The organism is Vibrio rotiferianus, assembly GCF_002214395.1.
Taxonomy (GTDB): Bacteria; Pseudomonadota; Gammaproteobacteria; order Enterobacterales; family Vibrionaceae; genus Vibrio; species Vibrio rotiferianus.
The window spans coordinates 1,423,168-1,446,070 of sequence record NZ_CP018311.1; the positions used below are offsets into that span (position 1 = coordinate 1,423,168).

A 22,903-nucleotide genomic window follows, 5' to 3' on the forward strand; every position below is an offset into this window, starting at 1 on the left:
AACGAAAAGAATTGTAATTAGAGAGGGTATCATTATGTCGCATTTACGAATTCCTAAAGACTGGACCGTTCAACGTTCAACGCCTTTCTTCACTAAAGAGAATGTACCACCAGCGCTACTGACTCATCACAATACTGCTGAGGGTGTATTTGGACAGCTGTGCGTCATGGAAGGGCAAGTGACTTACTACGGCTTTGCTGATGAACATGCTACAGAAGCAGAAGTGATGGTGGTGATTAATGCAGGCCAGTTTGCTACCAGCCCTCCGCAATATTGGCACCGTATTGAGATGAGTGATGATGCTCAGTTCAACATCAATTTTTGGTCGAATAAAGACAAGAGTGGACAAGCGATGTTCCACACGAAGAAATAACGCATACAGAAGTTAATACAGCGCTAATTTGTCGGGAAGAGGCGTTTACTATCAAGCTTTTTCATTAAGCTATGTAAAAGGGCAGAGATTCGTCTCTGCTCTTTATTTGTTTCTGAGGTAGGGGCTTTAAGTCATTCATGAGTTTATTTTGTGACTATTATCACTAAGCAATCGCTACTCACTAATGAAATAAGTGTTATGTTATAACATAATTTAGTGGCCGTTCGAGCTAGCTAAAACAGCGTATCTCTTTACATAGAGGCTGTTGGGAACGGTTAAAGAGTAAAAGTGATTTTAGGTTTGTTGCTTGTACCGGGCTATTAATATCCGTTTAGAGAGATGGAGGGGTCCGATCGATTTTTCCGGAATATTTACTGGTCTAGCAACCTTATCCAAAGCGATATCAATATTGATATCGCTTTTTTCTGTCTTCAGGGAATCGTGTTAATAAGTGTTTCTTTGCATCTATAAACACTGCAATAAACGACGAGGAAGCGATGTTTTATCCATCCAGTGATTTGGAATCGACATTGGTGTGTCGTAGTAACTTGCTCCAAGAATGGCACCGAGCGGAATAGCCCGCCCACTTGAATCGCCGCCACAGTAAATGTTCTCACGCATGGTGGTTTCGTAACTTTCGGAATTCATCAACAAATGACAAATCACCACAAACGAAGCGTCTAAACCGCAATGCATCCCAACCGACTCCGCAACGCTGGTGGCGGTTCTGCCGCTCATCGCTTCTGCACGTTGAATGTCGTTGGCAATCGTCGGAGAAACCGTCTGAGCTGCCATCACACACGCTTTGGGCGCAGCGCCTTGCAACGCCATCTGAATCATCACTGCGACAGCTTGGGCATACATAACTGCGGTGTCGTTGTTATTGGTAACCCGCACCGCGGAATCAACCAGTTTAGCGAGTTTGTCATCATCAGAATGAAAAGCCACCAACGGCGGAAGCTTGGATAATGCTGGGTTCTGTGTGTCGTCAGCCCCGCACAAAGTTACGCGTAATTCTTTGTCTTCTAATGCATGAATGTTGAGTAGTGTTTGCTTGGTGGGTTTGTCTGTGTAGCCCTGCCATTTACCACCAAAATCAAACCATTCTCTAAAGGAGCGAATGTAACGCGCCTCGTCGTAGTGTCCGGTTTGAACCAGGGCGTCTAACATGGCAATAAGCTGTGCGCCATAGTGGGTGAGGTCACCAACTTGCTTGCTACCGTGGGCAAAATAACCTTTGTCATGGTATTCAGTTCGGTTAGGTTGATGAAATTCCGGATGCGGAGAACCAAACTGCCTGATGAGCTCTTGATCGTAAAGCCAATGAAATCCGAGAGATGCTGCATCACCGACGAGTGCGCCGATAATGGCATGAAGAGAGCGAGCGTTTCTATGAGTCATCTTGCCACCTTTATCAACAGGGCTACTCAATAAGTCTTACACAGTTTCTTGGTTTTGTAGGGAAATTTTTCTGTTTTGGATCAAGACTATAGTGCTCAATTAACCATTGCTTTACTAGGGTTAAAAAGACTAGGGTTAAAAGCAAAACGCCCCGCGAGTCGCGGGGCGTTGGTTTTAGTGGCGTGCTATTAATAATTACGATTAGCTGTAAGCGCGTGCGACACGACCTTCACAATCCAAAGTGACCTGTTTTGCGTAAGCCGGAATGAAAACTGATTGTCCTTTTTCAACCACGCACGTTTCGCCGTTTGCGTGAGTTAGCACAAGCTTGGTATCCAGAGGCATGAGGATCTCAGCGGTTTGCACTTCTAGAGTACGCTGGTGAGCTTGCTTAACGATAGCGAATTTGAAATCGTCTACAGGAATTGGGTATTCCAACATATCGTCGATTTCATTGGGTGCAAGCAATAAGCTGTCGAACGGCTTCTCGTTGAAGCGTGTACATGCAACGAGCTCTTTCACGTCCATGTATTTTGGTGTCAGACCTGCGCGTAATACGTTGTCTGAGTTCGCCATGATCTCAAGACCTGTACCTTTTAAGTAAGCGTGTGGCGTTTCTGCATCCAAGAACATGGCATCACCCGGTTGTAGAGTAATCACATTAAGCATCAGTGGTGCAAATAAACCAATATCACCAGGGTATTGCTTCTCTAGTTCAAGAATGAGGTTGAACAGAGGCAAGTCTGTGATGCGAGCTTGAGCCAATAGCACCGTCAACGCCATCTCTTTCTGTTCGCCTTCTAGTGACAGTAGACCTGAGAAGAAGGTTGCTAAGCCCGTTGGCGTTTGGTTTGCGATAAGATCATCCACCAAGCCTTGTAGCTCAGGAATTGCCAGCTCAGAGAAGAAGCTGATGATTTCACTGGTTGGGCGGAAGCCATTCATCGCTTGGTATTCGGTTAGCGCGTAAACCAACTCAGGTTTGTGGTTTGGATCTTTGTAGTTACGGTTTGCAGCGGTTAGGGGGATGCCTTGTTTTTCTTCCAGTGCAAAGCCTAATTCTGCTTGTTGTTTGTTTGGGTGAACCTGAATCGACAGTGCTTTCTCAGCAGCAAGCACTTTAAATAGGTATGGAAGTTCACCAAAACGGTTTGCGACTTCTTCACTCAGAAAGGCATTCATGTCTTGAGCAATCAGTGAAGAGAGTTTGGTCTCCTCACCGTTTATCATCACCAATGAGCAACCGTTTGGATGCGCGCCCATCCATACTTCTGCTTGTGGTTCGCCCGTTGGGTTTTCAATGCCAAACAGTTGGTTAACAGAAGTAGTACTGCCCCAAGCGTAGTTTTGAATCACGTTGTTCATCAGGAAAAACATCGGATGCTTAGCTTGAGTTTGAATCGTTTGTGTATCGGACATCGTTAAATCAGACATAGAGTGTCACCATGAGAGAAAATCATGGCTTGGGCGACATTGCCCAAGCCATAGGAGCCATTGGGGGTAGGGGTGATTAAGCGGCTGCTTGCATCATTTTTGCTTTGCGAACTTTCTTCAGAGTTACACACGTTACTGCGGTAACTACTGCGCCAGCTGCCATACAAATCAGAGCAAGTACTGGGTGGTTCATTGCGCCAAGTAGAGCGACAACTGGACCGCCGTGAGCAACACTGTTGGTAATGCCGAATGAGAACGCCATTACTGCCGCCACCATTGAGCCAAGTACGTTTGCAGGAATCACTGACATTGGATCTTGCGCTGCGAATGGAATCGCACCTTCAGAGATACCAACTAGACCCATTGCGCCTGCTGCTTTACCCGCTTCGGTTTCTGATTCTTCGAACAGGTCGAACTTACGACCCAGTGCCGTTGCCAGTGCCATACCTAGAGGTGCAACTGGGATTGCACACGCCATCGCACCCATGAACTGCGTTTGACCGCTCGCAATCATGCCCACAGAGAATAGGAATGCGACCTTGTTGAATGGACCACCCATATCGAAGCCAGCCATACCACCAAGTACAATACCCAGTAGAACGACGTTACCTGTGCTCATGCTCGTTAGTAGCGCAGTCAAACCGTCCATTAGGCTTGCGATTGGCGCGCCGATAACGAAAATGAATAGACCAGCGATGAATAGCGAACCTGTGATTGGTGCAATCATGATTGGCACCAAAGGTTGAATGAACTTGTGATAGTTAATCGACGTAATCCACTTCACGAAGTAACCCACAAGCAGACCAGCGATGATGGCACCGATAAAGCCTGTACCAGCTTCTGCGCCATAGAAAGAACCGTTGTTTGCAATCCAACCACCGATCAAACCAGGAGCAAGAGCAGGACGGTCAGCAATCGCGTAAGCAATGTAACCGGCTAGGATTGGAATCATCAGCGTAAAGGCAACCACACCTACGTTGAGGATTTGGTTCCACATGCTGCCTTCAGGAATTGCCATACCGGCTTCACTTGGCTGCCCACCAACTGCAAGAGCAAGTGCAATCAACAGACCACCCGTGACAACGAATGGGATCATGTGTGATACGCCGTTCATCAAGTAGCGGTATAGGTCAGAGCGAGCCTGAGAGGCCTTGTTTGCAACAGAAGTTTGCGCATTGCTGCTTGCTTCTGCTTGGTATTCTGGAGCGCTTAACGCTTCGTTAATCAGACCTTGAGCATCGCGGATAGGGGCTTTTACGTTAGTTTTAACCACGCGTTTGCCCGCAAAGCGGTTCATGTCGACTTGTTTGTCACATGCCACAATGATTGCGTCTGCACGTTCGATTTCTTCTGCGGTTGGGCTGTTTTTCACACCGATTGAACCGTTCGTTTCAACCTTGATTTCGTAACCCATCGCCGCTGCACCTTTCTCTAGCGCTTCTGCTGCTAAGTAGGTATGAGCAACGCCCGCAGGACAACCAGTAACACCAATGATGAAGCCTTGGTTTGCTGGTGCGTCTGCCACTGGTTGCGGCTCTTCTTTAGCAAGTAGGAGTGCCAGTGCGTCTTGGCTGTTTGTTGCACCTAAAAACGCATCAATGAAACCATCTTCAATTAATTTTGAAGACAGCTCTGCAAGTACTTCGATGTGGTGGTTATCGCCACCGTCTGGAGAAGCGATCATGAAGAACAGTTTTGAAGGCAAACCGTCTTCCGCGCCGTATTCGATACCAGATTTGCTTACGCCGATCACAACCGCTGGTTCGATGACTGCAGCACTTTTTGCGTGTGGGATAGCTACGCCATCTTCAAATCCGGTATTACCTAATTCTTCACGTGCTTTTATATCTGTTAGAAATTGCTCTTGGTCTGAAATACGACCTTTGGCGTGTAGAACTGCAACCAGTTCTTTAAATACGTCTTCTTTTGAAGTCGCTTGAAGATCAAGCTTAATCAAGTCTTCATTTATTAGTTTGGTGATCATTGTCGAACCCCTATAAATATAATTTTTATTTCAGGGGTATTTTGAAATTAACCAAGCGGAGACAGTAGTGAAGAAAAAATGCATTTACTGGACGATTGTAACCGCCCGACTAGAGTGTGACGTAGATCGTCTACTGGATAAACTTACTGCATATCTGTGACATTATGTGGTGGCAGGCGAATGATAAGTAAAATGTGCTATTGCTCCAATATATAAGGGTTTGAGGACCTTGTTGATGATTTGTTAGACTGGATTATTGATGCGTTAACTGGATTTTTGTAACCTTGAAATGGAAGTGTGATTTTGCTCAATAGCACAAAAATCCAGTAGGGTGTATATCTATAGGTATAGCATCATGGATGCGTGTTTAAGAGTACGTAAAATGATTTTTCATGATTTGATTTCATCAGTATTAAACGAGCGAGAACCATTCCACAATATATGGTTTGCTGGTGATTTTCATACACCCCCTGAATTTAGTTATCAGGTTAACTTCCCTCGATTAGAATTGGTCTTGTCTGGTGAATATATTAATGAAATGGAAAGTCATGATCGCAAAGTGACGCATATCGTGGCGAAAACCGGTGATGTGATATTTATTCCGCCAAACTGTTGGAATAAACCTGACTGGGACACAGATTGCTCGGTATTGAGTATTCTCTTTGGTCGCCGTCAATTGGGTTTGAGTCTTGTGTCCAAACGTAAAGGGGAAGCGAGCTTTTACGATATCCAAAAGCACAGTATTCAAACTCGTTCTGGATTTGCCATTGATAATATCTTGGAAGCGCTGAGTTCATTGGCTCGTGAGTGTAATAAGAAGCCAATGGATGAGTTGTTGCTGCAAGCCTTGTTGCAATACGCTAAGTCGATCTTAGATGCGCCTATTGAGACGCAGGCGCACAGCCGAGTGCAAGACCTGTATCAGGGTATTTGTATCTACATCCAAGAGAACTTCCACCGCCCAATAACGCGTGACAGTATTGCGTCGAGGTTCAGCATCTCTTCTAATCATTTATCGCGTTTGTTCCGTCAGCAAGGTCACATGACGTTAGCCGATTACATTACGTGGGTACGGGTAGACCGCGCGAAGTTTATGCTCAAGAAATACAACTTTAAGTTGAATGAGGTATCGGTGCGCTGTGGATTCAAAGATGTGAACTACTTTTGCCGGGTCTTTAAGAACCGAACGGGCAGAACGCCGACGGAATATCGCGGTTCAATCTAGGACGGAAATCATTAAGCAAGCAGCCTCGACATGGCGTACATCAGAAGCGCCTGTAAGTCGACGCTGCTTTTTGTTAGCAGTAAACGCTCCGCCATTTGGTCAGTGAGCAGGTTGCGGGTTAGGTTGGTGGCGGCGATGATTTGTTCTCGAGTGGGCTTAGCTGGCATCACCAGTGCTATGGCGAGATGAACTTCACCCATTTTGGACGCCCAATCCATTGGGATTTCGTTGGCGATAACCGCGATGGAAATGTGTTCTACACCTTCGAACATCACATGGGGTAGGGCAATACCCGGAGTTACGGCAGTTGAAGAGCGTTCTTCGCGTTTGATAAAGGCGAGAATGAGTTCGTCTGGGTGAATTGGATGAATAAGCTGAGCCAAGCCTTTCAAGCATTCGAACTTGGTGAGCTCGGTGTGTGCTTTGGCGTAATGCCATTGGATTTCACACGGCGGACAAATTTGCGGAAGTCGCCCGGCAAGTTGGCTTGAGAACTCGTAATTGATGTGGGAACCCACAACAGTAAAGTTTTCGGCGATGATGTCTTTGATAACGAAACAGGCAAGCTCGGCGTCAATACCGATGGCAGTGATTTGGCACAGGTCGCCTTGTTGCAAGCCGACCTGTAAAACCGCGACTGACTTGGTAAGTTCAGCGATGCGGTTTTGGGTTATGTTGATGATGTGTAAGGTGCTTTTGAACTTTTTGGCGACGCGATTGAGGGGCTGTGCGATATGAGCACTAGCATTAATATCATCGACAAAAAAGGTAATCTGGTATTCGTTCATCTGCAAAGAGTATCATCGACAGTGTACAAGGAACACCTTATCAACATTAAGTAGCACGTCTTCAATTGGGATTTGGATTTTGTTAGTGCCTTCAAAGCGAGCTGGCTGTTCAATCTCGATATCGGACACAATTAAGACTCGATCTGCTTGTGCAATGTCATGGGGAGTGAGCTGATTCTCAATACCCATCGCACCTTGCGTTTCGACCTTAATTTGTACGTTATGCTTAGGCGCAGCTTTCATAAGAGCATCTGCTGCCATATAGGTATGAGCGATGCCTGTAGGGCACGCTGTCACCGCTACGATTTTCATGTTCTATCCACTTTATATTTTTGTGGATATTAGCATAGTGGTCGTTGAAAAGATGGATTTAAAGCAGATAATCACAAGAGCTCTATCACAGTTTAAATCTCATGTTACATTAATCCAGTTAATGCACTTTTTGTCCTGTATTGAAAAGGACGAGTGTTGGTTACTCTGTACGCAGTCATAGATGGAAAAATTTAACTCATGACTCACGAGCGTGAACATTGCAAGGTACAAACAATGGACATATTAAACCTTATTGAGCCGGAAACCATTTGCTTGGATTTGCAGGCTCAAACCAAAGATGAAGCGCTCAAAGAGCTCGTCGAATTGTTGGACGCGGCGGGCAAGCTCACTAGCAAAAGTCAGTTCTTGGCGGACATTTGGAAACGAGAAGAGATTGGCAATACCGGCTTTGACGAGGGTATTGCCATTCCTCACGCCAAAAGTAATGCGGTCGCTAAACCCGCAGTCGCAGTGGGCATCAGCCGAAAAGGTATTGATTACGGCGCTGATGATGGCGAACTGTCTGACGTATTTTTCATGCTGGCTTCTCCGGATGGGGATGATCACCACCACATTGAAGTCTTGGCACAAATCTCCACAAAAATCATTGAAGATGGTTTCGTTAATAAGTTAAAAGCAGCGGAGTCAGTGGATGAAGCTCGCGAGCTACTCACTGATATTCAATCGAATGCGAATGACTCAGGGTTAGACCCTTTGGAGTTTGCGCCTGAGCCTCTTAGTCCTTGGGCGCAGAAGCTGAGTAGAATGAAAGAGCACTTGCTGTTCGGTACTTCTCACATGATCCCGTTTATTGTCGCGGGCGGCGTGTTGCTGTCTCTTTCTGTGATGATTTCAGGCCATGGCGGCGTTCCAAAAGAAGGTATTTTGGCAGATATTGCTGAGATGGGTATCGCAGGTTTGACGCTGTTTACCGCGGTGTTAGGCGGTTACATTGCCTATTCGATTGCGGATAAGCCAGGGCTTGCTCCGGGCATGATTGGCTCATGGATTGCGGTTAGTCACTACAACACCGGCTTCTTGGGAGCAATTGTGGTCGGATTTTTCGCCGGCTTTGTGGTTTGGTTGCTGAAGAAGATTCAATTGCCGGACAGCATGAGTTCGCTCGGCTCGATCTTTATCTACCCACTGGTTGGAACGTTTGTCACCTGTGGTGCAGTGATGTGGGTGATCGGCTCACCGATCGCCAGCGCAATGACGACCATGAACGATGTGCTCACGGGTATGGCGGGCTCAGGCAAAGTGATGTTGGGCACCGTACTGGGTGCAATGACTGCGTTTGACATGGGCGGCCCCATCAACAAAGTGGCGACTTTGTTTGCTCAGACTCAGGTGAATACTCAGCCGTGGCTGATGGGTGGTGTCGGTATTGCAATTTGTACCCCGCCTCTGGGCATGGCGTTAGCGACTTTCCTATCGCCAAGTAAATTTAAACGTGATGAGCGTGAGGCGGGTAAAGCGGCGGGCATCATGGGCATGATTGGCATCAGTGAAGGGGCGATTCCGTTTGCTGCTGGTGACCCAGCTCGCGTCCTGCCTGCGATTGTTGCTGGGGGCATTGTCGGTAACGTGATTGGATTTATGTTCCATGTGATTAACCATGCTCCGTGGGGCGGCTGGATTGTACTGCCAGTCGTTGACGGCAAGATTGGCTACATAGTTGGCACAATCGCAGGCTCGTTTACCACAGCATTGATTGTTATTGCACTTAAGAAGACAGTCACAGAAGACGATAGTCCGGTTGGTCAATCTCAAGCTTACACGTCTGTGCAAGGCGAGGGCGAAGCAGACATTCTTGCCGTGACGTCTTGTCCATCAGGTGTGGCGCACACCTTCTTAGCGGCGAAGTCATTAGAAAAAGCTGCCTGTGCGTTAGGCATTAAGATCAAGGTCGAAACGCAAGGAGCGAACGGTATCATCAACCGCATCACTGACAAAGATATCGCTAAGGCGAAGTTTGTTATTTTCGCTCACGATGTAGCCATCAAAGAGCCAGAACGATTCAGAAAAATGAAAGTACTGGATGTCAGCACTAAAGACGCGATGCTCAATGCCGCAGCACTGTTGCAGGCGAAAAGAATCCCTTAAGTACATATCCCCAAGTAACCTCGATATGCATGGTTCAGCGAGAATGATTTGGTTTTCAGACGAGGCAACGATTTGAAGTTCTAGTGGTGCTAAATCAAAAATCGTTAACAAAGTATGCAAACCAAATCAACTCGCCCTTCGGGAGCTTGTCACTGAAGCGATTTCTTTGTCAAACACCTTGGAAATAGATCACTATTACGCTGCGATGTTTTCCTCGAACTCGAGTCAGTGACCAAGCTCTGAATACTGCATATTGAAGTCACTTGGGGATAATCCCATTAAGGCTATCTGCTAGTTAGCTCCATCATTTTTGATGGAGCTTTTTTTATGCCTGAGAAAAGTGCTGAACTAAGAAATCAATAAAGGTGCGAATGCGCTGAGGTTGGTACTCACTATCTTTGTAAACCAAGTACATTGGTAGCTTAACTGATTGATATTGAGTTAATACTTGAATTAACTCACCGTTATTAAGCTCTTGTTCTACCATCCATTTTGGCATTGCAGCGATGCCTTGCCCAAGCTTTGCCATTTGCATCAGCATCTCAGGACTATCACTTCGAACCTGCTCTCTCACTTTGACTTTAATGGCTTCATCACCATCGCTGAAACGCCACAAGTTAGATGGATTAGAGAGTGAGTAGGTTAAACAAAGATGTTTGCTCAAATCGTTAGCGGTATGAATAGGTTTGTTCTTGTCGAGGTAACTGGGAGACGCGAAGTAAACTAATTCGTTATCCATCAACCAACGAGCTTTTAACCCCGAGTCTTTTAGGTAGGCGGCACGAATCGCGATATCAACATTGCCTTCAACTAAATCGACAAACTTGTCTGAAACCGACACATCAACGCTAAGTTCTGGATGTTGGTTGAGAAACTCATTCAGTGGCGCAGATAATAAGTGAACGCTAAACGCACTCGGCACTGAAAGCTTGAGCTCGCCAGAGACTGACGCTTGCTCTTGTCTAAGCTGCGACTCGAAGGAATCCATTTGTTCTGTGAGTGTCTGCGCCAGCTCGAGATATTGTTTTCCACCAGAAGTTAAGCTGATAGCGCGAGCATGACGATGAAACAAAGTGATTCCGACTTCACTCTCAAGCCACGCGATTTTCTTACTCACTGCGCTCTGAGAGGTATTGAGTTCGTTGGCCGCGGCAGTAAATGAACCTAATTGAGCAATACGAGAAAAGACTTTCAAACAATCAAATTTATCCATAATGCATTCCTTTTTGGAATGATAAGTAGCTAAATACTACTCTCCTTAAGTTTTTAATGGAATGCTTTAATACTTCCATCATTTGTTCGGGAGTTAAAATTATGGTGTTGATTCAAGGGGTATTAATCGCGTTTTTCTTGTTTGCTAGTTCGATCAAAGTCATTGGTTGGGTGAAGCCGATTTTTGAGCCACAGCTCGCTTTCTTCCATAAATACGGCTTGAATCGTGCGGCTATGTTTTTGGTTGGAATGATTGAGGCTACGGGTGCAATTTTGATGTTAATTGGCTTGTTATCGGCGAACAACTTATTAAGTGCGATAGGTGCAAGTTTTATTGTTTTCACCTCAGTTGGTGCGATGTTTTTCCATTTTCGTTTTGATACTTGGAAAGATGCGATTCCGTCAATGGTGACGCTTTTATTATCACTTTTGGTGGCTTCGCCTTTGATTGAGTTTATTGCGCTTATTTAAGACGAAATTATTGCAAGTAATGTTCTGAAATCTTTAGTAACATGTTTCAAATAGTAACAGTTTCAAAACATAACTCATTTCGAATTCAAGGAGGCTTGCAATGGAAAAACTAAGAGTAGCATTTATTGGTCTGGGTGTGATGGGATACCCAATGGCTGGTTACCTAAGTAAAGCGGGCTTTGAAACCAAAGTATACAACCGCACAAAGGCGAAAGCTGACAAGTGGGCTGAAGAATACCAAGGCGTAGCTTGTGAAACACCACGTGAAGCAGCAGAAGGCTGTGATATCGTTTTTACCTGTGTGGGTAATGATGATGACGTTCGTAGCGTTGTTTACGGTGAAGAAGGCATTCTAGTCGGCTTGAAAGCGGATGCAGTGTTAGTGGACCACACAACGACTTCTGCAGACCTAGCGGTTGAGCTGGCTGAAGCGTGTGTTAAGTACGGCAATCACTTCATTGATGCGCCAGTTTCTGGTGGTCAAGCGGGTGCAGAAAATGGTGTACTAACCATCATGTGTGGTGGTGAACAAAGCATTTTTGACCGTGTGTCTCCAGCGATGGATGTGTACGCGAAGCAGATGACGCTACTGGGTGAAAACGGTCAGGGCCAACGTTGTAAGATGGTAAACCAAATCTGTATTGGTGGCGTTTTACAAGGTCTGAGTGAAGCTTTGCTGCTGGCACAAAAATCAGGTTTGGACATTGCTCAAGTTGTAGAAACGTTGAAGCATGGCGCTGCAGGTTCATGGCAGATGGAAAACCGCGCAAATACGATGGCGGAAGATAAGTTCGATTTTGGCTTCGCTATTGATTGGATGCGCAAAGACTTGGGTTTCTGTCTGCAAGAAGCAGAGCGAGTGGGTCTAGAGCTTCCACTGACTAAGAAAGTGGATGAGCAATACGCAGACCTTCAACGCGATGGCTTGGGTCGCATGGATACATCAGTACTGATCAAAGCGGTAGCTAAAAATCAGTAGTTGATGAATCAGTAATAGATAAACAGTTCTTTGGTATCAAAGAGCTTAAAGAAATCTAAGTTGATCATAATGAATCTCCTTGAGCATGGTCTGTGACTAGTGATTAATGATTTGTAATCGGGAGGTGCTTTAGAGCACCTCCTTTTTTATGTCTTTTAATCACTCGGTGTGATGATTACAGCGTTTGCTTACTTGTTTAAGCCTAGCGCAACCTCAAGACCTTTGCCGTACGCTTCGTCCGCTTGGTATGCATGTTGAACGTGGCGCTGTTGGATGAACTCTGGCACGCCGTCCATTGCGCGAGCTGTGTTGTCGAACAGAGTTTGACGTTGCTCTTCGTTCATCAGACGGAATAGGTCACCCGCTTGGCTGAAGTAGTCTTCGTCTACACGGTGATCGTAGTGATCAGCGTTGCCATTGATGCGTAGAGGTGGCTCAGAGTAATCTGGTTGCTCTGCCCATTCTTGTTTGTAGTTTGGCTCGTAACCTAGTGTTGAACCAAAGTTGCCATCAACGCGCATTGCGCCATCGCGGTGGTAGCTGTGAACAGGGCAACGAGGTGCGTTCACTGGGATTTGATGGTGGTTCACACCTAGACGGTAACGCTGAGCATCGCCGTAAGCGAACAGACGACCTTGTAGCATCTTATCTGGTGAGAAGCCGATACCAGGTACTACTGCTGCTGGGTTGAACGCTGATTGCTCAACCTCTGCGTAGAAGTTTTCTGGGTTACGGTTCAGTTCGAACTCACCAACTGGGATCAGTGGGTAATCTTTCTGAGACCATACTTTTGTTAGGTCGAATGGGTTGAAGTTGACTTCATCCGCTTCTAGTTCCGGCATGATCTGTACGTACATCTTCCATTTAGGGAAGTCTTGACGCTCAATTGCCTCGTAAAGGTCACGGTGGTGGCTTTCGCGGTCTTTACCTACGATCGCTTCAGCTTCTTGGTCAGTCAGGTTTTTGATGCCTTGCTGAGTTTTGAAGTGGAATTTCACCCAGTAACGCTCGTTTTCTGCGTTGATGAAGCTGAATGTGTGGCTACCAAAACCATGCATATGACGGTAAGACGCTGGGATACCACGGTCACTCATTACGATAGTCACTTGGTGGAATGCTTCTGGTAGTGATGTCCAGAAGTCCCAGTTGTTGGTAGAGCTACGCATGTTAGTGCGAGGGTCGCGTTTCACTGCGTGGTTTAGGTCTGGGAATTTTAGTGGGTCACGTAGGAAGAATACAGGTGTGTTGTTACCAACCAAGTCCCAGTTACCTTCTTCAGTGTAGAATTTTAGTGCGAAACCACGGATGTCGCGTTCTGCGTCTGCTGCACCGCGCTCACCAGCTACGGTAGTGAATCGAGCGAATAGTTCGGTTTTTTTACCGATATCAGAGAAGATCTTAGCGCGAGTGTATTTAGTGATGTCGTGAGTGACGGTGAATGTACCGTAAGCGCCAGAACCTTTCGCGTGCATACGACGCTCTGGGATCACTTCACGATCAAAATGTGCTAGTTTTTCAAGGAACCAAACGTCTTGTAGTAGTTGAGGGCCACGAGGACCAGCAGTCATAACGTTTTGGTTATGGGCGACAGGGCAACCTGCTGCTGTAGTCAGTTTTTTGCTCATTTGAGTTTCCTTGCAATATAGTGATTATTTATCGACTTTTCGGCAACTGCTCGAAAGTTATGCGAGGAGAATAGCGCTGCAACTGAGAATAAAAAAACTGTTATTAGCAATCAGTGTGATAGGTATCACCTATGCTTTAAGTGGTTGTTAATTAATGGCTTTGTGTCAATTAATATTATTTATCGTATGGATTAAAGATAACTTCTAACTGTGGTCTGTGTGAATAATTTCTGTCTATTTTAAATTGTTCAAAATAGACAGAAATTCTCTATGGTTTGAAAGGTCCCAACTTGATTAACCGAATTTCACTTCAAGTTCTTCTGCTTTAGTAAACGCAGGATGAGTCGCGAGCTGTGCTCCATAACGTTGGATGTTAGGGAAACGCTCAATAACCCCAAACTTGTTCAGGACATCGACGACAAACGACATCATGAAATCAGCACCGGTTAGGCGTTCTTCAACAAAGTAGCTTTTCCCCTCTAAGCTTTGATCAACGTAACCCATGACTTTCATGGTTTCCGCATCTGCATAGTCCGCTAGGAAATTCGTTTGCGCGCCATCTTTAGCGACAAACATTTTGAGAAGCAATGGAACCATGGCTGAGCTCTCTGCAAAGTGCATCCATTGAATGTATTGCGTGTAAGCTTTGCTGCCACGTTCTGGTGCAAAACGCCCGTCCGCGTACTTCTCAATTAAGTATTCAGTGATTGCACCCGACTCTGTAACGATCTCTTCGCCATCTTCCAATACAGGTGACTTGCCGAGTGGATGAATGCTTTTTAGCTCAGGTGGTGCAAGAAAGGTGACGCTGTCACGAAGATAGGGCACGATCTCGTAATCTACACCTAGTTCTTCTAATAACCAAATGATGCGTTTTGAGCGAGACTGATTTAAATGATGCAGTTTAATCATAGAAGAATCCTTTCTTATACGGGTTGATTCGTTTGAATAACAAGCTTGCCGAAGTTTTTGCCTTGCAGAAGACCGATGAAAGCCTCAGGCGCGTTTTCCAAGCCTTCCACTAAATGTTCACGATAGTGGATTTTGCCTTCTGCTAGCCATTGGCTTACATCTTTGACGAAGTTTGTGTAGCTTTGCTCGTAGTGGTCAAAAATGATGAAGCCTTGCATCTTGATGCGTTTGACCAGAATGTTCCCCATCAGCATCGACATACGATCTGGACCTTCTGGTAACGCTGTCGCGTTGTATTGAGAAATCAAACCACAAAGTGGCACGCGAGCACCGACGTTAAGCAGAGGTAATACGGCATCAAAGACTTTTCCGCCTACGTTTTCGAAGTAGACATCGATGCCTTTGTCACATGTTGCTGCTAGTTGCTCTCCAAAGTCTTCAGCGGTGTGATCAAGACATTCATCAAAGCCTAAGGTCTCTTTTGCGTACTGGCACTTTTCAGCGCCGCCTGCGACACCGATTACGCGACAACCTTTTAGCTTACCGATTTGACCAACCATAGAGCCCACCGCACCAGTTGCAGCTGCGACAACTAGGGTATCGCCAGCTTTAGGCTGACCAATTTCCAATAAACCCACATAAGCGGTAAAGCCAGGCATACCAAGCACACCAAGGGCATAAGAAGGATGCGTCGGCTCACTGCCTAATTTAAACAGACCTTCGCCGTCAGATAGCGCGTAATCTTGCCAGCCTGTGTAAGCCACAACCCACTCGCCAGTTTGGAAATCAGGGTTCTTCGATTCCACCACCTGACAAACGGTCCCGCCAACCATCACCTCGTTTAGCTCTACAGGATCTGCGTAGGATTTGCCTTCATTCATACGGCCGCGCATATATGGGTCAAGAGACAGATACACGCTGCGCAAAAGCACTTCACCTTCACTCGGAGTAGGGATGGCAGTTTGTTCTAAACGGAAGTTCTCTGGGACTGGCGAACCTTTTGGACGGTTAGCCAATACGATTTGACGGTTGAGCGTTTGGGTCATGGTAAGTTCCTATATTAATTATTAGACCAGTCGTCTAGTTTTGATTCCTAAAAAATCCGCCGTACTTTTTGGGTAAAGATAAGGCGGATTAAGTGTGGTTCGTTATTTGCCTTTTAGCATACTTTGAGTGCTCTCAAAGCTACGCATTAAACCGGAACGATCCTGATACAGTTTGTTGAGTAAGCTTGCACCAATCCATTGATGGTAAATCAAGTGGGCGGTTTGTTCTGCTGACTCAACTTGGATTGAGCTGTCTTCAATGCCCGCTTGGACACAATCTTCGATGGCTTTCACCACTTGAGTGGCACCCGAAGCCAGTTTTACGCGCATTGCTTCTGAAAGATCAGAGACTTCAGCACTCAACTTCACGACCAAGCATTTGTTGGCGTTACATTGGCCATTTTCAATCGCCATCCAGCGCTCGAAATAGCTCAAAAGTCGGTCGCAACCAGAGCCTTCACTTTCAGTAAAGTGGGCTGTGATCATCTTAAGGTAGCGAGAGAAGTAATCTTCAATCAATGCCTCACCAAATTGCTCTTTCGACTTAAAGTAATGGTAGAAAGAGCCTTTCGGCACATCCGCTGCTTTTAAAAGTTCTGAGAGCCCAACACTGGTAAAACCTTTGGTCACTACCAATTGGTAGCCGACATCGAGAATGTGTTGGCGTGTATCGTTCGTTTTTGCGTTCATGAGCAATACTATAAAAGCGATTAGACCAGTCGTCTAGTAATTTGTGGTTCTTACTTGATCAGCTCGTACTCAATGACATACAGCTCATCGATGTTCGGGTAGATCTCGCGAATAAGCTCTTTCAGTTTTGGCAGTTCAATCGCTTCTTGTTCTGCGTGGAACTCGTTGATGTCATCAAATTTTAGTGGTGCAACTGATAGGATTTTGATGTCACATACTTTGCGGTCTGTTTCTAGGGTAAATACTTCCACTTCGGTGTTTGGCACGTAGTGGCTTTCTGATTCATCACGAATCGTGATCGTCTTTTTACCTGCAGTGATAAGTGGCGTTAGGAATTCAAAGAACGTGATTTTAGTTGGATGTGAAGACATAACCGATGCTCATATTAATGTAATAGGGCGAGAGTATATCTCGCCCTTTAAGAAAAATATCCAAAAAAGTGCTCACCAAAGACACCTATGTTGAGTTGCTATTTCGAGGCATGTAGTTTGTCGCTTTAGAGTATGAGTGCGCCGAAAATATTATTGTTTAACAATGAGTTTCATAAGTTTGGCACAGAAATAACCTAATATAATCCAGATCCAGTTAGTGCTTAAGTCATCAAAACTAAAAGAGCGAGTTGAAATAAATAGTTGGCTGAACTCCTCTAAGGAGACAATGAGCAGTAAAAGGATTAGGAGCCGAATCCCAAAAAGGTCATGGCCTGTCGTACGAGCGAGAGCCGGAAAACTGAATACGGAGGTGAGTCCAATTAAGAAGCTAAACAGGGCATGAAATGTAACGGATCCTCCAAAAAAGTTCTCGAAGTGAAGGTATTCTGGATGATAAAAACTTGAACTCTTCCATGTAGTGAGAGACAAGGCGATGAGAATGACAATGATAAAAATGATTCGTGAAATCGAGAGGTACATATTTGTTAGCCTATGGGTGAAAATCCAAGTCTCACTCTGACGTAGTAAAGGGATAGTAGATTTTGCAGTGTCATACTAATCGTCATTGCCCACGCGGAGCCGATTACACCATAAAGATAGGTGAGGATAACAAGCGAAAGTATGAGAACAAATGATGAAGTAAAGGAGATTTTTCTTACTGTTTCTTCAAATCCTGTCATCAGTAAGAGACAGCCTGTTGAGCCAGTAGCCGCATTAACCATTTGCCCTAGCGAGAGTATTTTTAAGATAGACGCTGCTGAGGCAAATTCGTCACCATACAATCGCATGATGTACTCAGAATAGAAGAGTAAAGCTAGCACAGGCAGTATCGATGCGATTAGACTTAATCGGCAAGATACCTGACTCAATTTTTTGAGTTTGTTGAGTTCTTTTTGTTGATAAAAAGAAGCAAATTTCGGTGCAAATACAAAGTTAATTGTGACTAGTATAAAACCGACAACAAGTGATGTTCTTTGAGCTGTTGCGAGTAAGCCCAGTTCACTTGATGTCACTAACGTCGCTGCTAGCGGAAGGCTAAGCCACTGTGTAGAGTGCAGGACAACATTCCCTGCCCATATTTTCCGTGCAGACCTAGTCAATGCTCCGTTGCGTGCTGGCTTTATCGAAGTAAGAGCTCCGAATTTAATTCCAAAAATGGTGGAGAGCATCGCCACTACTGCAATTACTGTTAGCAGAACTGCCATAAGCTCATCGCTACTTAATGGTCTTTTTAGCGGTATGCTGATTAGCGCCAATACAATTAAGCTGTTAATTCCAAGTTGAAATGAAAATAACGATGAAAACAGCTTGTTCTGTGCCTGCAAGGCGCGACTAATAAGCTGGCTGAAAGCGACCAGTGGTACACCGCAAAGCATCATTATAAAGGCCGATTCCGGTATCGTTGTTTGTAACATAAACAATCGAAAAGCCATGAATGATAAGCCGCAAAGAACGAAACAGAAGACCAGACTATTTTGTAGAGCTACGTGAAGATTTTGACATTGCTGTGTTCTGTGTTGGTGACTATGAGCAATTGCATTCGTTTTCAGTAAGGCATGGTCATATCCGAGCTGACCAACGATAGATAGAAAAAACAACAGGTTGAACATAAGGAAAAATTCACCTGTGGTTTGAGCATTTGAAATATGCGCCACCAAAATGGTTAGTGAAATGGCGCAAGCTGAGCTAACCACTCTCAACGCTCCAGCAATTGCCAGCGAGCTGAATAACCTACCTTTGTAGCGGCTATATTCTTTTAGATAACTAAAGGCTCTAATTTGCATTGCTACCCGTAGATGTTAACGAGTGCGAGGCGTTGATTATTTTCACTGAAAGAATGATTGACCTCCTGTGAATAACGCTTGAAATCTATCTCATCATAATTATTTATACAGTGAGCGATTTGCTTAGCCATTTCGACGGATGTTTTAGCCAAAAATGGGTAATTAAGATTTTCGGTTGCCCCTATAGAGCGGATTACCATTGGGACGTGCAGTTTGGATGCTTCAAGGATCGTTAATGGCATCCCCTCCCAAGCAGCAGTGTGTAAATATAAATCGGATTCTTTTAGCCGAATCATTACTTCATCGCGAGGCAGCATACCAGTGACGTTTATACCGCATTTTTTAAGCGCCGCTTCTAGCTCACTGTCTCCTCCACCAATCCAATTAATGGTGTACTTCCTAGCTACCGGTAGATGTTTTAGCTCTGTAAGAGTATCAATCAGAAATTGAGGATCTTTTTGGGGTGCTACGCGGCCTAGTATTGTGATTTTGATGGTATCTGTATCGATAGAAGGGGAACTAGCAATATCGGTATACGTCACGAAGTTGTTTAACAGCTCTGACTTTTTGGCCCCTAGCTGTAATGCCAAATCACATTCACGCTGACTGCAACCTGCGACAACATCGATACGCCGAATCAAGAGTTTTTCTAGAGTCCGATAAACCGCTCTTTCAACAGGAGTAATGTCTTTACGTTCGAATGAGTAGCAGTGTGGCGTGTAGACAAGCTGCGCTTTACCTAAACGGAGGAAACGACCAAGAAATCCAGCCTTGCTTGAGTGCAAATGAACAAAGTCGGGCTGAACTTGATCTATAAACTTATTTGCATCCATCATAAATTGGAGGACATTACCTTGACTCCATTGAACGTGATTAAAACCGTCTTCGCCTCCTTCTCTAGTCATATCTTCTTGGCGAGCACGGGCAAAGAGAAAATGTTGGTATGGCTCGTCTCGAGAAGATTGAAGATAACTATAAAGTGCGGTTTGCACTCCGCCACCAAATGCTTCTGTTATGTGGAGAATCTTTTTCATTATCGAGTGCCTTCCATCGCCGTTAACCACTTATTCTTAAATTGTTCTATTTCCTGAGCGGAGTAGAGGTGGCGATAAAGAGGAAGATCGTACATATAAAATAGTTTTGAGAAGTCATACCTTTTCTTAAAGTATGCATATATGTTTGAATACCATTTGTTTTTGGCTTCATTACTGTTTTTTAATTCAAAGTCGTCTATCTGAAGAAAATCAGATAATTCATTATTCAGATTTGATAGTGATTCGCACTTAACTAATAGAACATCCCGATTGTTGTGGGTGAATCGGAAAGATGGCTGTGAACAGTCCGTCTCTTCGGTGAAGATATCTATGTTGAAATTTCTCTTTAGTTCATTATCGAACCAATTTGAAAAGTAGCTTTTATTAATGTGATTATCAAAGCAATGTTCGAGGTGAAGATAAGTTTCATTCATATCCTTATGGATAGATTCGTTCTTTTTTCCTTCGATAAATTGTATATGTAAGTCTTGAAAGAAACGTGACAAGACCGTAGCAACAGGATCTCTAACCAATGTGATTATTTTTAAGTTATCTCTTTTTTGAAGCAAGTGCCTGCGGTGCTTAAGAACCATACGGTAAGCAAATCTCTTGGTCGGCTCAAAAAACTTTTTGACATCATGGGTATTGTGATACATGTGAAACTCTTCATGATCATCAAATGTATGGATATGGTAACTAGGGATATTGTTTAAGTTTAATGAGTGCTCGATCGAAGACGACCCAACTTTGCCCATTTGATAAACAAGTACAAAATTTTCATCATTAAGATATTTATTTTTTTCTAATTGTCGACGAATAGAATACTTCATTAATTCTTCCTTGATTTTTAAATAGTAATCTCATTCAGAGATTGCAGTAAATTTGCTTTTAAATACATGTGAGTGTTGGCTCATGGCTACCGGTATCAAAAGCAGTAAAATAATGGTTGTATTAACAGCAACAAAAAAGACCATTATTAAGGCGTAGACAGAAAGTAGTACCGTTGATCTGTTTTTATCTAGTGTTTTCAATCCTTTTAAAATGAAAGATAAATAACCTCCAAATAACAGAGCAATACCAATCACACCATACTCAATAGATGTGTCGAGTATAAAGTTATGGGTATAAATAGCGAGTTGGTCGTAGGTAAAGTAATTGATCATATAAGAAGGAAGCATTTTTGCACCGACGCCGAGCATAATATTATTCATCAAAATGTCAGTGCCATTAACTAACAATAGCTTTCTATGTAAGTTAGATACCCAGCGGGCCTCACTTTGATTAGCAAAAACGATGTCTTCTCGGGTAATTTCTAGTAGCTCTGACAACTGCTCTGAACCGAAGTAAAGGAAAAAAGACCAGAAGGCCAAAGCGATTAAAAGAAAGGTTGATATGAGCAAAACAAAGTGCAAGTTGCTTGACCGTTTATTTAGCTCTTTTTGTAATATCACTTGATCAAAAGTGACCATGCAGAAAAATGCGAGTAGTGCTTTTCGCTCTTGGGAAAGAATCAGCATAGCAAAGGCACATAGCATCATAACTTTGAACCAAGGCACATGGTTGCGATAGATGTAAAGTAGGGCACAGAGTGCACCGAATGCATACTTACTGGTCCCGAGTAACTTAAAGCCAGATTGGTATCCTTGTATGAAGTGCCATGCTGCGACAACGAAGCAAATCAAAAACAGCCATTGAATAAAGCAAATGATGGTGAGTTTGTCTTCAAAGCACTTGTAAGCATAGAGAACACTGAGCAGGCTTAAGATAGCTAGCCATTGAATTACCTCTGTTATTACAAACCTAGCAGGCACTTGATTTAATAAACCATTAAGCCCGATATAGGCAATGAAGCAGAGTATAAAGCCAAAAAATGGGTGATAGAGCCTTGTGGCTTTCCCTTCAAGAATAATAAGCAATGAGAGGCCAAGTGAAGCAAGACTGGCGATATCGGAGAGCGCCAGTTTTACGCCAAACATTGATACTTTTACGGGAATAAAAAATAAAGCCAGGATCAACGCAGCCAAATAACTATATGACTTACTTCTCGGGACATAGTTGAGCGTAGGCTGCATAATATCCCTCCCGAAACTTATCGATAGTATACAGGCTGGCTCGTTCTACGGAGTAACGGCTCGCCTCGTTATATGTGTCGATATCATTGGTGATGGTAAGAATTTTATCTGCAAGTAAAGTGGGCGATCCTGTAGGGAAAAGGTAGCATGAGTCGCCAATTACTTCATCGAGCCCTGGAACATCAGAGCCCAATACGGGCAATCCACTTGCCATCGCTTCAACAGAGGCTAGGCCAAACCCCTCTACCAAAGATGACTGGACGTAGACGTCCAAACTATTTAAAAAATTCGGTATATCAGAGATAACACCATACCAGTGTACTCGCTGCTCTATTCCTAACGATGTAGCAAGTGCTTGCAACTCTTCCTGCTTAGGGCCTCCACCTGCTAAATGCAGCTCATAATTCTGCGGCAAAGTTTGCATGGCCCGTAATAAAGACTCGTGGTCCTTATAGTTATGTAGGCGGCCAGCCATGCCTATTTTGAAAACCTTATCTTTAGCAAAAGCGCTGCGGATTTTCGGCTGCATTGTAAATTTACTTAACTCAACACCATTGTAAACGACGCTATATTTGCTTTGGTATCGGGGCATGAACCTAATGAGCTCTTCTTGAACTCGGCCCGTAATGCAAATGGTCATGTCGAAACTTTTATACAACCAATACTCCATAAATTTGAGTATTGGGTAGTCTCTTCTGCGATTTGTCGTGTTGTGCTCGGTCTGTAACCTTTTTTTTCCAATGGCGAGTAGGGCCAGATAGATTGAAGGATAGAGGTGACCATGGACTAGGTCTGGCCAACGCAGTAGGTTCCACTTTTGTTGAAAAGTTAGGGATTTCCAACTTAGGTATTCAACCCCACACTCTTTTAGCTCCGCCTGATACTCATTTTCATCTGAAAGGATTAAAACCTTGATCTCGAAATGTGGGTCATAGTGCGATACGAGGTCTATTAGGAATCGTTGTGCTCCACCATTTTTTGATAAGTCATTAATAATATGTAAAATTTTCATGTAAACGGTTCC

General features: G+C 44.3%; 22 protein-coding genes. 5 read left to right on the top strand and 17 right to left on the bottom strand.

Annotation, left to right across the window (positions count from 1 at the left end; genetic code table 11):
- Window positions 1-34: 34 nt before the first annotated feature.
- Window positions 35-373: a TehB family protein gene (locus tag BSZ04_RS06685; RefSeq protein WP_010452766.1), complete on the top strand. Its 339-nt coding sequence runs from the start codon at window positions 35-37 to the stop codon at window positions 371-373.
- A gap of 465 nt (window positions 374-838) precedes the next feature.
- Here the strand turns inward: BSZ04_RS06685 and BSZ04_RS06690 are convergent, their stop codons facing one another.
- The 3 genes from BSZ04_RS06690 to BSZ04_RS06700 all read right to left on the bottom strand — a co-directional run bounded on the left by BSZ04_RS06690 (window position 839) and on the right by BSZ04_RS06700 (window position 5,192).
- Entirely contained in the window at window positions 839-1,774 is a 936-nt protein-coding gene (locus tag BSZ04_RS06690; RefSeq protein WP_010452764.1) for an ADP-ribosylglycohydrolase family protein, read from the bottom strand.
- Window positions 1,775-1,975: 201 nt separating this feature from the next.
- The gene (gene manA / locus BSZ04_RS06695; protein WP_088879939.1) at window positions 1,976-3,208 is read right to left on the bottom strand and encodes a mannose-6-phosphate isomerase, class I; all 1,233 of its coding nucleotides are present in this window, start codon (window positions 3,206-3,208) and stop codon (window positions 1,976-1,978) included.
- Window positions 3,209-3,284: 76 nt separating this feature from the next.
- Window positions 3,285-5,192: a PTS fructose transporter subunit IIABC gene (locus BSZ04_RS06700; RefSeq protein ID WP_088879940.1), complete on the bottom strand. Its 1,908-nt coding sequence runs from the start codon at window positions 5,190-5,192 to the stop codon at window positions 3,285-3,287.
- A gap of 382 nt (window positions 5,193-5,574) precedes the next feature.
- On the opposite strand from BSZ04_RS06700, the gene BSZ04_RS06705 reads away from it, so the two are divergent.
- Window positions 5,575-6,417, top strand: coding sequence for a helix-turn-helix domain-containing protein (locus tag BSZ04_RS06705; protein ID WP_088879941.1), 843 nt, complete (start codon window positions 5,575-5,577; stop codon window positions 6,415-6,417).
- Window positions 6,418-6,428: 11 nt separating this feature from the next.
- Here the strand turns inward: BSZ04_RS06705 and BSZ04_RS06710 are convergent, their stop codons facing one another.
- Window positions 6,429-7,205 carry a PTS sugar transporter subunit IIA gene (locus BSZ04_RS06710; protein WP_038885481.1) on the bottom strand — a complete coding sequence of 259 codons (777 nt, stop codon included), beginning with the start codon at window positions 7,203-7,205 and terminating at the stop codon, window positions 6,429-6,431.
- Window positions 7,206-7,217: 12 nt separating this feature from the next.
- A complete protein-coding gene (locus BSZ04_RS06715) occupies window positions 7,218-7,517 on the bottom strand; it encodes a PTS fructose transporter subunit IIB (protein ID WP_005432059.1) in 300 nt (99 codons plus the stop codon).
- 234 nt (window positions 7,518-7,751) lie between these two features.
- On the opposite strand from BSZ04_RS06715, the gene BSZ04_RS06720 reads away from it, so the two are divergent.
- Window positions 7,752-9,623, top strand: coding sequence for a fructose-specific PTS transporter subunit EIIC (locus BSZ04_RS06720; protein WP_088879942.1), 1,872 nt, complete (start codon window positions 7,752-7,754; stop codon window positions 9,621-9,623).
- A gap of 325 nt (window positions 9,624-9,948) precedes the next feature.
- On the opposite strand, the gene BSZ04_RS06730 is transcribed toward BSZ04_RS06720, so the two are convergent.
- Entirely contained in the window at window positions 9,949-10,836 is an 888-nt protein-coding gene (locus BSZ04_RS06730) for a LysR family transcriptional regulator (RefSeq protein WP_088879943.1), read from the bottom strand.
- A gap of 101 nt (window positions 10,837-10,937) precedes the next feature.
- Here BSZ04_RS06730 and BSZ04_RS06735 point away from each other — a divergent pair, with 101 nt between their 5' ends.
- Both BSZ04_RS06735 and BSZ04_RS06740 read left to right on the top strand, forming a co-directional pair.
- Complete coding sequence (locus BSZ04_RS06735) at window positions 10,938-11,306, top strand: DoxX family protein (RefSeq protein WP_088879944.1); 369 nt, start codon at window positions 10,938-10,940, stop codon at window positions 11,304-11,306.
- A gap of 100 nt (window positions 11,307-11,406) precedes the next feature.
- Complete coding sequence (locus tag BSZ04_RS06740; protein ID WP_010452745.1) at window positions 11,407-12,285, top strand: NAD(P)-dependent oxidoreductase; 879 nt, start codon at window positions 11,407-11,409, stop codon at window positions 12,283-12,285.
- A gap of 188 nt (window positions 12,286-12,473) precedes the next feature.
- Here BSZ04_RS06740 and katE2 read toward each other — a convergent pair whose 3' ends face one another.
- From katE2 to BSZ04_RS06795, 11 genes are all read right to left on the bottom strand, one after another.
- Window positions 12,474-13,910: a catalase KatE2 gene (gene katE2, locus BSZ04_RS06745; RefSeq protein ID WP_088879945.1), complete on the bottom strand. Its 1,437-nt coding sequence runs from the start codon at window positions 13,908-13,910 to the stop codon at window positions 12,474-12,476.
- 294 nt (window positions 13,911-14,204) lie between these two features.
- On the bottom strand, window positions 14,205-14,822 hold the full coding sequence (locus tag BSZ04_RS06750) for a glutathione S-transferase family protein (RefSeq protein ID WP_005432051.1): 618 nt from the start codon (window positions 14,820-14,822) through the stop codon (window positions 14,205-14,207).
- Window positions 14,823-14,836: 14 nt separating this feature from the next.
- Window positions 14,837-15,868, bottom strand: a complete 1,032-nt coding sequence (locus BSZ04_RS06755) for an NADP-dependent oxidoreductase (protein WP_071235046.1) — start codon at window positions 15,866-15,868, stop codon at window positions 14,837-14,839.
- Window positions 15,869-15,970: 102 nt separating this feature from the next.
- Complete coding sequence (locus BSZ04_RS06760) at window positions 15,971-16,558, bottom strand: TetR/AcrR family transcriptional regulator (RefSeq protein WP_039839911.1); 588 nt, start codon at window positions 16,556-16,558, stop codon at window positions 15,971-15,973.
- A gap of 50 nt (window positions 16,559-16,608) precedes the next feature.
- Entirely contained in the window at window positions 16,609-16,929 is a 321-nt protein-coding gene (yqfB, locus tag BSZ04_RS06765) for a N(4)-acetylcytidine aminohydrolase (RefSeq protein ID WP_005432046.1), read from the bottom strand.
- Window positions 16,930-17,079: 150 nt separating this feature from the next.
- Window positions 17,080-17,469: a hypothetical protein gene (locus BSZ04_RS25190; protein WP_010452734.1), complete on the bottom strand. Its 390-nt coding sequence runs from the start codon at window positions 17,467-17,469 to the stop codon at window positions 17,080-17,082.
- Between the two features lie 5 nt (window positions 17,470-17,474).
- A complete protein-coding gene (locus BSZ04_RS06775; RefSeq protein ID WP_088879946.1) occupies window positions 17,475-18,773 on the bottom strand; it encodes a lipopolysaccharide biosynthesis protein in 1,299 nt (432 codons plus the stop codon).
- Window positions 18,774-18,775: 2 nt separating this feature from the next.
- Window positions 18,776-19,807: a glycosyltransferase gene (locus BSZ04_RS06780; RefSeq protein ID WP_088879947.1), complete on the bottom strand. Its 1,032-nt coding sequence runs from the start codon at window positions 19,805-19,807 to the stop codon at window positions 18,776-18,778.
- A complete protein-coding gene (locus tag BSZ04_RS06785; protein ID WP_088879948.1) occupies window positions 19,807-20,637 on the bottom strand; it encodes a putative capsular polysaccharide synthesis family protein in 831 nt (276 codons plus the stop codon). The genes BSZ04_RS06780 and BSZ04_RS06785 overlap by 1 nt, the downstream gene beginning before the upstream one ends.
- 30 nt (window positions 20,638-20,667) lie before the next feature.
- A complete protein-coding gene (locus BSZ04_RS06790; RefSeq protein WP_088879949.1) occupies window positions 20,668-21,879 on the bottom strand; it encodes an O-antigen ligase family protein in 1,212 nt (403 codons plus the stop codon).
- Window positions 21,845-22,891, bottom strand: coding sequence for a glycosyltransferase (locus BSZ04_RS06795; protein WP_088879950.1), 1,047 nt, complete (start codon window positions 22,889-22,891; stop codon window positions 21,845-21,847). The genes BSZ04_RS06790 and BSZ04_RS06795 overlap by 35 nt, the downstream gene beginning before the upstream one ends.
- Between the last annotated feature and the right edge of the window lie 12 nt (window positions 22,892-22,903).